Annotated in this window: 10 protein-coding genes; 7 read left to right on the forward strand and 3 right to left on the reverse strand. The window is 71.9% G+C overall.

Features of this window, described 5'->3' with window-relative positions; translation table 11 throughout:
• Positions 1-59: 59 nt before the first annotated feature.
• Positions 60-1361, reverse strand: coding sequence for an MFS transporter (locus tag ACOZ4I_RS08020; RefSeq protein WP_424004649.1), 1302 nt, complete (start codon positions 1359-1361; stop codon positions 60-62).
• Between the two features lie 122 nt (positions 1362-1483).
• On the opposite strand from ACOZ4I_RS08020, the gene ACOZ4I_RS08025 reads away from it, so the two are divergent.
• Positions 1484-1714, forward strand: coding sequence for a ribbon-helix-helix domain-containing protein (locus ACOZ4I_RS08025; RefSeq protein WP_424004650.1), 231 nt, complete (start codon positions 1484-1486; stop codon positions 1712-1714).
• Here ACOZ4I_RS08025 and ACOZ4I_RS08030 read toward each other — a convergent pair.
• The gene (locus ACOZ4I_RS08030; RefSeq protein WP_424004651.1) at positions 1711-2043 is read right to left on the reverse strand and encodes a hypothetical protein; all 333 of its coding nucleotides are present in this window, start codon (positions 2041-2043) and stop codon (positions 1711-1713) included. The genes ACOZ4I_RS08025 and ACOZ4I_RS08030 overlap by 4 nt on opposite strands.
• Positions 2044-2080: 37 nt before the next feature.
• Positions 2081-2626 carry a hypothetical protein gene (locus tag ACOZ4I_RS08035; RefSeq protein WP_424004652.1) on the reverse strand — a complete coding sequence of 182 codons (546 nt, stop codon included), beginning with the start codon at positions 2624-2626 and terminating at the stop codon, positions 2081-2083.
• A gap of 243 nt (positions 2627-2869) precedes the next feature.
• Between ACOZ4I_RS08035 and ACOZ4I_RS08040 the strand changes: the two genes are divergently transcribed.
• The 6 genes from ACOZ4I_RS08040 to ACOZ4I_RS08065 all read left to right on the forward strand — a co-directional run bounded on the left by ACOZ4I_RS08040 (position 2870) and on the right by ACOZ4I_RS08065 (position 10573).
• On the forward strand, positions 2870-4975 hold the full coding sequence (locus tag ACOZ4I_RS08040) for a DUF4129 domain-containing protein (protein WP_424004653.1): 2106 nt from the start codon (positions 2870-2872) through the stop codon (positions 4973-4975).
• On the forward strand, positions 4972-5847 hold the full coding sequence (locus tag ACOZ4I_RS08045) for a DUF7269 family protein (protein WP_424004654.1): 876 nt from the start codon (positions 4972-4974) through the stop codon (positions 5845-5847). The genes ACOZ4I_RS08040 and ACOZ4I_RS08045 overlap by 4 nt, the downstream gene beginning before the upstream one ends.
• Positions 5847-7184 carry a DUF58 domain-containing protein gene (locus ACOZ4I_RS08050; RefSeq protein WP_424004655.1) on the forward strand — a complete coding sequence of 446 codons (1338 nt, stop codon included), beginning with the start codon at positions 5847-5849 and terminating at the stop codon, positions 7182-7184. Before ACOZ4I_RS08045 ends, ACOZ4I_RS08050 begins: the two co-directional genes overlap by 1 nt.
• Entirely contained in the window at positions 7185-8612 is a 1428-nt protein-coding gene (locus ACOZ4I_RS08055) for a DUF7519 family protein (RefSeq protein WP_424004656.1), read from the forward strand.
• A gap of 445 nt (positions 8613-9057) precedes the next feature.
• Entirely contained in the window at positions 9058-10095 is a 1038-nt protein-coding gene (locus ACOZ4I_RS08060; protein WP_424004657.1) for an AAA family ATPase, read from the forward strand.
• 67 nt (positions 10096-10162) lie between these two features.
• The gene (locus tag ACOZ4I_RS08065) at positions 10163-10573 is read left to right on the forward strand and encodes a DUF2237 family protein (RefSeq protein WP_424004658.1); all 411 of its coding nucleotides are present in this window, start codon (positions 10163-10165) and stop codon (positions 10571-10573) included.
• Positions 10574-10629: the final 56 nt, after the last annotated feature.

The following is a 10629-nucleotide window of genomic DNA, read 5'->3' on the forward strand; positions in this document are numbered from 1 at the left end:
ATTACAACTATTGAAAACGACCTAGCTGTTTTCGAACTGTCCGAATCGTCGTTAATTGATTACGAACGTCGTGCGATCGAAATTCCGGCAGTAACGGCAATGAGCGCGATCGACGCGAGTGTGAGAAACAGCGCAGTCACGTTCGCAAATTCGAGAATGCTCCCCGCGAGGACACTCCCGAGCGCGCCCACGCCGAACACGCCCAGATAGGTGAACCCGTAGGAGAGCCCGCGAGCATCGGCGGCCGTGTGCTCGGCGACGGCGGCCTGATACATCGGTTGAACGACGAACAGCGCGACGCCGAGCAGCGCGCCGACCAGCATCAGCGGTCCGAGTCCCGCGGCCGACGCCGGGACGAACAGGACGGCGAGCGCGGCGAGGACCAGAAACGCCCCGGCGATGCCGTAGGCCAGGGGGAGCCGGTCGGTGAGCTTCCCTCCGGCGTACTGCCCGACGACGCCGATCAGCAACAGGCCGGCGTAGAAGTAGTCCTGGGGGTTCAGCGGCCGGCCGGTCCCGGCCTCGACGCCGAGTGCGGAGAGCACGCTCGGCGGGAGCAGCGCGTCGACGGGAATCGGCTCGAAGCCGGGGAGACTCCGCAACAGTTCCGGGAGGAACGTGAGGACGCCCCGGTAGTACAGCCCCGAGCACATCACGACGACGAACACGAGCAGGAAGCTGCCGGCCAGCAACCGCCTGCTCTCTGCGAGGAACTCAGCGAGTGAGTCGACGCCGCTGCTGGCCTTGGACCCGCCGTCGGCCGCGGGCGTCACGGCTGCCGTCTCGTCGAAGCGCGCCCGCGAGGCGTAGACGGCGGCGAACAGCGCGGGGACGCCGAGCACCAGCGCGACCGTGCGCCACTCGGCGACGAGCAGGAGTATCGCGGCCACGAGCGGCCCCAGTCCGATGCCGAGGTTGCCGGCGACGCCGTGGTAGGCCAGCCCTGTCCCGCGCTCGCTGACGCCCTTGCTGATGAGCGAGAGGCCGGCGGGGTGGTAGACGCTGGCCGACAGGCCCCAGCAGACGAGCGCCAGCGCGACTACGACCATGTTCGGCGCGAAGCCCAGCAGGACGTACGACCCGCCCATCCCCAGGAGGCAGGCGGTGATGAGTCGCCGGGACCCGACCCGGTCGACGACGACACCGCCCGGCAGCGCGCCGGCGCCGAACAGCCCGTAGCCGAGCGTCACGATCACGCCGACCGTCGCCGTAGTCACGTCGAACTGGGCGACCCCGAGGTTGATGAGGTCGAATTCGGTGAGCCAGACGACGACGAAGATGGGAATCGTCATCTCGTAGGTGTGGACCAGCCCGTGGGCGAGCATAACCAGGGCGGTGATCGCTCGGTCGTTCCCGTTCACACCACCCTCAGCGTCGCGGCCGATGAAGTGTGTGGCGGTCTCCCCGCGCCGCCCGCACGACTGTGTCGACGCGCCGGGTATCGGAGGTGGGTTTTTATGTCCGAGCAGTATAGGCGGCAGGTGTGAGCAAGATCAAGGTTTCACTCCCGGACCAGGTGGACTCCGACATCCAGCGACTCGTCGAGCAGGGCGAGTTCCTGAACCGCGACCAGGCGGTCGAAGACCTCCTCAAGCGGGGGATCTCGGCCTACCAGACGACGACCGAATCGACCGACGAGACCCTCGACGAGGAGATCTTCGACCAGACGGCCTCGGAGCAGCAGGACCCGGCGATGCAGGACGACTTCCTCTAGTCCCGGTTCCGCGAGACCCGTCCGTCGCCGTCACTCGCGCGCCGCGAGTCGTCGGTTTCCCGACGGCGCTGCTTCGTCCGTGCCCCGGGCTTGGGGCCCCGGTCGACGGACTCGTACGGCGAGTCGGCGATGCTCGAGGGGAAGGTGTACCACGCCAGCACGCCGCCGACGGCCGTCCCGAGGAGCGCCGCGCCGGCCACCACGACGAGCGGGGCGCGACCGTACAGCGTCACCAGCCCCATCGACGCGCCGACGAGCAGCGCGAAGCCCGCCTGTAGCTTGCGGAGGAAGCGCCGGCGGTCGTCCTCGGAGAGCGACGGACCGACCATCAGCGTCCACCCGATCCGGAGCGCGTCCGTGCGACCATCAGTGGAAGCCTCGTGAGACGTCTTCCTCGATCACGTCCTCGAACTCCGCGTCGAGCAGTTCTTCGGCCTCTTCGAAGGTGTCGGTGAGGTCGCCCAGCCGGTCGGGGCGGTCGTGGTGGTCGAACTCCATCGGGCCGTACGCCGGCGAATCGACCGCGTCCATGATGTCCTCCATGAGCGCGCGCGGCGTCGTCGGCGCGTCGGCGTGGGTCTCGAGCACCGTCTCGAGGTTCTTCACCGCCTCCTCGGCCTCGTCCTCGTCTTCTGGCCCCCGCTGGACGCCGAAGATGCCCGAGCCGTCCTCGGGGAACAGCGGGTCGATGTCGTCGTCGATGCGGCGGGCCACCTGCGAGCCGACGCCCTGGACCTCGAAGGGGTTCTTGGCGTAGGTCTTGAGCTGGTAGACGCCGGCGTTCGGGTGGCCGAAGTAGATGTCCTCGCCGATTCCGTTCGCGCGGTCGCCGCCCACGGCGCGCCAGCCGCCGGGGTCGGCGTTGCTCTCCATCACGTCTTCGATGATGTCCTGCCAGTCGCGAACGCGCATTGTCAGGGCGACATTCGGGCCGCGCCTGAATGAAGCCATCGGTCCCGAGCGTCTCCGCCGCCCGGTTGGACGGCAGCCGGGGCCCACGTGCGTTCTCGACGCACCATCCGAGTTCGCTGCCGACTCAGCCACACCCCTGCCGTCGGCGGAAACCATACCGGGGATTGATTAGCTCTCACGCAAATTACGGTGAAAACAACAGCGAGTCCGGTCGGCGTGGGTGCGACCGGAGAGAGGGTACCAGTGAACACGGAATCAGCGACCGATCGAGGGGGAGACGTCGACCGGCGACAGCTGGCGCTGGTCGGGCTGAGTCTCGTCGGACTGGTCGTCGCGGCGTTTCTCGCCCCGCCGGCCGTACCGGGAGGCGCAGGGGCCACTCCGTCCGGCGACGACGTGAGACAGGGCGTTCCAACCGCCACACCTGCCGGCGAGGCCTCAGACCGAGCGACGCGACCCACTGACGGGGACGGCGGTCGGGTGACCGGCGACGGCGAACCGATACCGATTCCCGGTGACGAACCGCCGGCGGCGGAGGGCTGTGGCGTCGTCGTCGAGCGCCGTCCGACCCCGGGCGCGGACCTCACGGTGCAGGTGTATCAGGACCTCCGGCCGGCCGCGTCGACGCGCGTCTGGTTCAACGACCGCTACGTCGGCCGCACCGACGACGACGGGCGGGCGACCGGACGGGTCCCCTACCAGCGGCGACTGAACGTGACCGTCGAGACGCCGGGCGGGACTCCCTGTGAGTTCTTCCGGCGGACGGCCGCGGACGGCGATTCGAACCGGCAGTTCGAACCGCTCTCCACGTCGCTGGATGGGGCGAGCGTGGCCGGTCAGAAAGCGGTCGTCGTCAGCACGCAAGAGCATGCCGGACGGGCGACGGCCGCCGACCAGCAGCCGCCGGCCGACAACTCGACCGGACGGTACGGCGTCTACGGACGGGTCAACGTGTCCGTCGTCGGCGACCCGTATCCCGGGTCGACGGTCACCCTCGTCGCGACAGTCGAGGGCGTGCCGATGCGCCACGCGAACGTCTCCGTCGCCGGCGAGCGCGTGGGTCAGACGGATGGGGAGGGACGCTACCAGCTGGCGGTGCCCGACCGCGACGCCGTCTCTGTCGCGGTCCAGCGCGGGGCGTTCGACGGGAGCAGGCGCGTCGACGTGCTCGACCTCGGCGTGCGCGTCGACCCCGGCGAGGGACTGCCGGTCCCGGGCGAGCCCGCGTCGGTCACCGCGACGAGAGACGGGGAACCGGTCGCCGACGCGACGGTGGCTGTCGACGGGCGCAACCTCGGGGCGACCGGACCGAACGGCTCGCTCGCGTTCGTGCTCCCCGCAGACCCGTCGGCGACGGTGACGGTCGCGACGGAGCGCCAGACCGCCACCACCACGCTGTGGCCCGTCTACGCGGGGACCATCGTGGTGACGGCGGTCCTGCTCGTCCTGGCGGCGGTGACGGTGGCGGCCGCCGCGTTCCTGTACGACCGCGGCGCGGCCCGACGGCTCGGTGTCGCCTGGGCGGCGTTCGACGTGCTCTACCTCGCGTTCGTCCTCTGGGAGCACGACGGACTGGCCATCGCGCTCGGCGCAGTCGGCGTCGCCGTCCTCTACCGATACCGGACCACGGCCGCGTCGGGCGGCGAGTCGGCCGTCACGATGCTCACCCGCGTCACCGACTGGGCCCGGCGAACGGCCCTCCGCGTCGCGACGGGCCTCGAAGCGGCACTCTCGCGGCTGGGTCGCCTCGTGGCCCGCGCCGCGGCGTGGCTCCGCTCGCTTTCACTCTCGCCGTCGGCCCTGGGCGGGCGACTGTGGGGCTGGCTCCGCTCGATGTGTCGCCGAACCGCCTGCCGTCTCAGCGCCGCGCTCACCGTCCGCCGCGTCGTCGCCGTCGGCCTGTCCGGCGCGGGCGTGGCGCTCTCGGTTGTCCGCTGGGGTGTCGGCGGCGGCCTGGTGACGGCGGCGGCGCTGGCAATCGTCAGCAGTCTCGCCCTCCTCTGGCGGCGGCCCCGGGACTCGTCGCCGACCGCTTCCGAGTCCGACACGGGCGAAACCGTCGAGAGAGGCGAATCGTCGACCGAGTCTGACGACGCGCCCGCGTCATTGCGCGCCCTCTGGCGAGCGTTCGCCCGGTGGATCGCACCACGCGGCTGGCGTACCCGGACGCCCGCCGAGGTGTCGCGGGCCGCCATCGAACGCGGGCTGCCGCGCGAACCGGTTGAGGCGCTGACGCGCGCGTTCCGCGAGGTCGAGTACGGCGGCGAACCGTCCGAGAGCCACCGAGACCGCGCCCGGGACGCCTACGACGCGCTCGTCGACGCCCGCCGGCGGGAGGACGAGCGATGAGGCGGCGCGCGGTCGTCGTCGCGGGCACTGTCGGCGTCGGCCTCGTGCTGGTCGCCGGCGGCACGTTCCTGGCCCTCACCGGCGCCCCCAAACCGCCGGCCGACGGCCCGGGGGCCCTCGGCGCGCTCGTCGTCCTCCTCGGTCTCTGCGTCGCCGGCTGGAAGCTCTGGCGACGGCCGGACGGCCCGGCGGTTTCACCCGCCCCGTGGTCTGAAGCGGACGAGTTCGTCTCCGACCCGCCGGAGACGACGCCGGCCGACCAGCGGATCTCCGGGACCGCGATGGTCGAACACGTCGAGGCGGCGGCCGCGCGGGCACGCGGCGGAGCGACGGTCGCGGAGAGCCTCGAATCGGTCCGCGAACCCCTCCGGGCGGCGCTGGTCGATGCGCTGGTCCAGGGCGGTCGCGACCCCGACGACGTGCGGGACGAACTGGCCGCGGGCACGTGGACCGACGACCCGGTCGCGGCGGCGGTGCTGGACGAGACCGTCACGCCCCCGGACCGGCCGCTGCGCGCCCGGGTCCGCGACTGGCTGTTCCCGGAGCAGGCCGTCCGCCGTCGGAGCGCGCGAGCGATGGCCGCCGTCGGCGTCGCGGCCGACGAGGCGCTTCCGGCAGTCGTCGGCCAGCGCGCCCCGCGACCGGTGCCCGTCCTCACACCCACCGTCGACGACCTCCGACGCGCGGCCGACGGGAGCCTCCAGCGATCCGTCGACGGCGCGCTGGCCCGGCGCGAGTTCGCGGCGGCCGAGCACGAAGGAGGCGAAGACCACGCGCACGGCGAGGGGACCGACGAGACGGGACCGACCGACGAGACTGAACCGCCGGGCGACGCCGACTGGCGCGACGTCGGTACGGGGGTATCTGACTGATGGCCCGCAGGCGTCCGCGGTGGCGCGGAGCCGTCGCCGCCGCGGTGGCACTCGCCGGGGCCGGCCTCTGGCAGGGGAGCGGCACGCTCCTCCTGGCCGCGACGCTCCCGCTCGGATACCTCGCCTACGGGGCGGCCTCTACCGCGGCAGTCCCCGACGATCTGGTCGTCACCCGGTCTATCGACCCGTCGACGGCCCCGCCGGGCCGTCCGGTCTCCGTCTCGCTGACTGTCCGAAACGAGTCCGGCCGCCCGCTCTCCGACGTGCGCGTCGTCGACGGCGTTCCGACCGACCTGGCGGTCCTCGACGGGTCGCCCCGGGGCGGCGAGACGTTGGCGGCCGGGGAAGCGTTCACGCTCGACTACACGGTCGTCGCCCGCCGCGGTGAACACGACTTCGACTCGCCGCGGGTCCGCGTTCGCGGGACCGGGGCCGGCGCGGTCGCGACCGCGGCGCGTCCGCCCGTGGGCGACGACAGGCTCGTCTGTCGCCTCGACGCCGACGCACCGCCGCTGTCCGACCGGGGGAGCGACCGCGTCGGCCAACTGGCGACCGACGAACCCGGGGACGGTTCCGCGTTCCACTCGACCCGGGAGTACCGCCGGGGCGACGACGCCGGCCGCATCGACTGGCGGGGCTACGCCAAGCGGGGGACGCTCGCGACGGTGAACTACGAGCGGTGGGTGTCGACCGCGGTCGTGTTCGTCCTCGACGCCCGCGCCCCGTCGCGCGTCGCCGCCGGTCCCGGTCGCCCGTCGGCCGTCGAACTCGGTGGCTACGCGACGACGCGCGCCCTGGCATCGCTGCTGCGTGCCGGCCACCGGGTCGGCGTGGCGGTCGTGGGTGTCGACGGCGACGGGCCGGCGGGCCTCGCGTGGCTCGAACCCGGCGAGGGACGCGACCACCGGGCGCGTGCGCTCTCGCTCCTCGAATCGGCCGTCGACGCGGCCGCGAGCGGGAACGACAGGGAAACCGAGACGGACGAAACGGCCGACGCCGAGCGGCAGTTCCGAAAGGTGCTCGATCTCGCGGGGCCGCGGACTCAGCTCGTCGCGGTGTCACCGCTCCTCGACGACGAGCCGGTTCGCGCCGTCGAGACCTGGGCGGCGGTCGACCGGCCGCTGACAGTCCTCTCGCCGGACGTGACCGCTGCGAACACGGTCAGCGGGCAGTACGAGCAGGTCCGTCGGCGGACACGGCTCGCCCGGTGTCAGACCGGCGGCGCGCGCGCCATCGACTGGCGACGCGGGACGCCGCTGGCGCTGATTCTGGAATCCGCCTTCGCCGTCGAGGCGCGGCGACCGGACGGGCGCGTCCGGCCGGGAGGTGGCGGCTGAATGGTCCTCGGTCCGCGGCTCGACACGCCCTCGGCCGTCGGCGACGAGGGGCGTCCACGGGCGACCAGTCTCACGCTCGCGGCGCTGCTCGTCGTCGCGTTCGCGCTTGCGACGGGCGTCCTGTCCGGTGACCCGCGGCTGTTCGCCGGCCTCGCGCTGTTGACGGGCGTGGCGACAGCTGGCGTCGCGCTCCTCGACCGGGAGGCGCTCGCCCCGACCGTCGCGGGCCACCTCTGTTTCCTCCCGGCGGCGTCGGGCGTCCTCGCCCTGTTCGTCTCCCTGTCCGTCGAGACGCCGCTCCTGCTCGGCGTCACGCTGGCGCTGGTCGGCGTGACGACTGGCTGGGCCGACGTGTTCGACCGCGAGACGCTGGCGTCGGCGACGACGAGCAGCGTCATCTCGTACTTCTTCGGGGTCGTCGCGGTGATACTGCTCGCCTTCGTCGCGGCCCTGGCGTGGCTCTGCTGGACGGCGCTGACGACCGCGGCGGGCGGGGCGTCGCCGGCAGCAAGCCTCGCCGGCCTGTTCGTCCTCGCGCTCGCCGCCACGGCCTGCGTGTACTTCGCGGTCACGCAACTGCCGCTCGTCGAACTGGCGGCGCGGAGCCGCCGGGACGCGACCGCGCGCTCGGTGGCGCAGGGCAAGCGCGCGCTCCGCCTCGTGGCGCTGGTGGCCGGCGCGGCCGCGCTCACGCTCCCGCTTGCGGCCCTGTTCGCTCCGGTCCTGCGAATGCTGTCGACGCCGCCGGGGAGCGTCGTCCTCGGTCTGCTGTCCTCTCGCGTCGCCTTCGCGTCGCTCGCGGGCGTCGCGCTGCTCGCGCTCCTGTCGGGACTGGGCGCGGTCGTCGTTCGGACGCTCACCACGGAGTTCGACGCGGCGTCGACCCGGACCGTCGGCGCTGCCATCGCGGCGGTCGGCTACCTCCTGCTGCTCTCGCCGGTCGGCTTGCGTCTCGGCGTCGGCTCGACCCTCGGTCCGGTCGCAGTGACCTTCGGTGCGCTCCTGCTCCCGCTCGGGGTGTTCGCAGTCGCCGTCCTCGTGCTCGTCGCGCTCCGACTCGGTCTCGTCCCCGAACGCGCGGGACCGCCGGCACTGACAGCCGCCGGCCTCGTCTGTGCGAGCGTGGGCGCGGCGCAGGCCGGCCTCCCATCGACCCTGGTCTTCGGCGGCGTCGCGGCCGGCCTCGTCGCGTGGGACGTCGGGACCTTCGGACTGGGCCTGACGGCCGAACTGGGCCATCGCCCGGAGACGCAACGGCTCGAACTGTACCACGGCGCGTTCGCCGTCGGGGTCGGCCTCCTCGGCGTCGCCGGGGTGTCGGCGCTCGAACTGGCCAGGCAATCCGTCGGGACGGCCGTCGGGTCGCCGGAGACGATGGGCATCGCCGCCGTCGGCGTCCTCCTGTTGCTCGCGACGCTCCGCGGGTAACGCGTGCCGTGGTTCGGTGCGACGAAGGGGTGGTGTTTAGTTTAGCAATCAGCAGTGCAGAGAGCCAGAAAGCCCCGGCTGGCTGAACTCGGGGGGCTCGTTGCGCTCCTCGGCCTCCGGCCTGCGGTGCTTAGGTCGCCCGCCGTCGTTCAGCCAGCCGCCCCTTTCAGTCCCACCCGTAGCCGGTTGGGCAGCCGGCAGGGGCGGGACTGAAAGGGGCCGGTTTCTCAGCGAACCCCGACGACGCAAGCACGCTACGCGAGCGTGGTTCGAGAGACCTACGGTCTCTCGTCATCACGGAAGACCTCCGGTCTTCCGAACGACAGCGAGTCGCGGGAGCTGAGAAACCGGGGGCTTTCTGGCTGTTTGCGGTCGCTTTCTCTTACCTAAACACTGCCGACGAGAGAGTGCATAGATTCATGGTCGAAGGGTGCGAGAAAAACGCATGGCCGAGTCACCGAAGGCACTGAGCGTCGAGGCGGCGTCCGACCGCTGTCTCGACATCGTCGAGCGCGTCGAGGAAGCGGTGGTCGTCGAGCGGCGGGTCCTGTTCGAGACGCTCGCCGCGGTCTTAGCGCGGGGCCACGTCCTCGTCGAGGACGTTCCCGGCACGGGCAAGACGGTCCTCGCGCGGGTCCTCGCGGAGTCGCTCGGACTCGGATTCAATCGCCTCCAGTTCACGCCGGACCTGCTCCCGGCCGACGTGACCGGGTCGAACGTCTACAACGAACACGACCGGAGCTTCGAGTTCGCCGAGGGGCCGGTGTTCGCGAACGTCGTGCTGGCCGACGAGATCAACCGCGCGCCGCCGAAGACCCAGGCCGCCCTCCTCGAAGCGATGGAGGAGGGACAGGTCAGCGTCGATGGGACTACCCGCGACCTGCCGGAGCCCTTCGTCGTCGTGGCCACCCAGAACCCCGTCGAGCAGGAGGGGACCTTCCGACTGCCCGAGGCCCAGCGCGACCGCTTCAGCGTGAAGACGTCGCTCGGCTACCCCGACGTGGACGGCGAGATGGGGCTGCTGGAACAGCGAGCCAACCGGCGGACGATTTCGCCCTCCGTCGAACCCGCAGTCGACCCCGAGACGGTGCGCGCCCTGCGGGACCTCGTGGAAGACGTGCGCGTCGACACGAAGGTCCGGCGCTACATCGTCGACTTGGCTCGGCGGACGCGCGAGGACCGTCGGACCAAAATCGGCGTCTCACCGCGCGGCGTCCAGCGCGTGTTCGAGACGGTCCGCGCCAGCGCGGTCATCGGCGGCCGCACCTACGCCACGCCGGACGACGTGAAGCGACTGGCGACGGCGACGATGGCTCACCGGGTCGTCCTGACGACCGAGGCCACCGTCGAGGGGACCGAACCGGCCGACGTGGTCCAGTCGGCGCTGTCCGCCGTCGACGTCCCGGCGGTCTCGCCGGACGCGCCGCCGGTCGGGGAGGCCGACACAGAGGCTGGCGCGGAAGCGGCGGACGCGGAGGAGTGACGGCCATCGGAGCGGTCGCGTCTCCGACAGTCGAACGCCTTTACCCGCCGGAACGGCGAGGGGTGGCATGGAGAGCGAACGGAACGTCCTCGGCGGGGAACTGAGCCCCTGTTCGACGGACCCGATGACGGGGTTCATGCGCGACGGCTACTGCTACCCCCTGCAGCGCGACCCCGGTCGCCACGAGATCTGCGCGGTGATGACCGCGGAGTTCTTGGAGTACAGCAAGGCCCAGGGAAACGACCTGGTGACGCCGCGCCCGGACCTGAACTTCCCGGGGCTTGAGCCAGGCGACAGCTGGTGCGTCTGCGTCCCTCGCTGGGTCGAGGCCAACGAGGCGGGACGCGCGCCCCCGGTGAACCTGGACGCCACGAGCGAGGACGTACTCGAAGACGTGGCCCTGGAGACGCTCGAAGCAAACGCCGTCGGCCCCGACACCAACCTCGGGCGCGAGTCGGCCGACGATGACGGCGAGTGAGCGCGAGCGCGAACGACTTTTGAGGCTCCGCCGCCTCGGTGCGGCCGTGCAACTGG

The sequence above is a fragment of the Haloarcula salina genome, assembly GCF_049603855.1.
Lineage (GTDB): Archaea > Halobacteriota > Halobacteria > Halobacteriales > Haloarculaceae > Haloarcula > Haloarcula salina_A.